At 69.2% G+C, this 1,236-nt stretch carries 1 protein-coding gene; it reads right to left on the reverse strand.

The annotated features are described in order from the left end of the window. Positions 1-81: 81 nt before the first annotated feature. Positions 82-1,236 (reverse strand): S9 family peptidase (locus tag Q8Q85_02645; protein ID MDP3773141.1); only part of this gene is annotated, 1,155 nt, incomplete at its 5' end.

Genomic DNA, 1,236 nt, shown 5'->3' on the forward strand with positions numbered 1-1,236 from the left:
TTCCTGACGGTGCCCGACGCGGCGCTCCGTCGCGGCGGCAGGCATCCAATGGTACCGCTCCCCGCTCCCCGCTCCCCGCTGTCACGACGCCGGCCGTTGCAGATACCGGGCCAGCCACTCCTGCACCGTGCTCCACCACACGATCTGGTTCTGCGGCCTGCCGATCCAGTGCCCCTCGTCGGGGAAGTAGAGGAAGCGCGACGGCACGCCCTGCCGCTGGAGCGCCGTGAACATCTGCATCCCCTCGGTCTCCGGCACGCGGTAGTCGAGCGCGCCGTGGATCACCAGCGTCGGGGTGCGGAAGTTCTGGACGAAGCGGTGCGGGGACCAGCGCTCGTAGTCGCCCCGGTCCAGCCAGTACGGGCCGCCGAACTCCCATTCGGTGAACCATAGCTCCTCAGTGGCGCCGGCCATCGCCTCGAGGTTGAAGACGCCGGCGTGGCTCACCAGCGCCTTGAACCGGTTGGTGTGCCCGTTGATCCAGTTCACCATGTAGCCGCCGTAGGAGCCTCCGGCGGCCGCCATCCGCGTCGAGTCCACGTACGGCAGGCGCGCCACGACGTCCACGCCGCGCATGATGTCCTCGTAAACGCGGCCGCCCCAGTCGCGGCTGATCTGGTCGGTGAATCGCTGGCCGAACCCGGTCGAGCCGCGCGGGTTGAGCATCGCGACCACGTACCCGGGCGCCGCGAACAGCTGCGCGTTCCACCGGCCGTGGAATTGGTCGAGCCAGGCGCCCTGTGGCCCGCCGTGGATCAATACGACGGCCGGATAACGGCGCGAAGGGTCGAACCCCGGAGGCGTGACCAGCATCCCGAAGACGCTGTCTCCGCCGGCGCCCACCCAGCCGAACTCGCGGGCCGGATTCATGCGGACCTGCGCGAGACGGTCCGCGTTGAGGCGCGTGAGCCGGCTTGGAGGAGTACGATGGTCCACGAACCACGCGAACACCTGCGGCGGCTGGTCCTGGGCGTCGCTAACGAACGCGAACGACGGTGTGCTCACCGCCGCCACCGACAGCTGCGATGGATTCATGTCCGTGAGGACCTCGTGCACCTCGCCGGTAGCGAACACCACGTGGACCATGATGTGGCGCTGCCGCCGCTCCGTGACCGCGAACAGGTCGTTCCCGCCGGTCGCGAACGCGTACTCGAGGATGTTGTTGTCCCAGCCGCGCAGGACCTCACGCACCTGGCCGGACTGCCGGTCCTTCACCATCAGCCGCCAGCGGTCCGC

This window comes from Gemmatimonadales bacterium, assembly GCA_030697825.1.
Classification (GTDB): Bacteria; Gemmatimonadota; Gemmatimonadetes; order Gemmatimonadales; family JACORV01; genus JACORV01.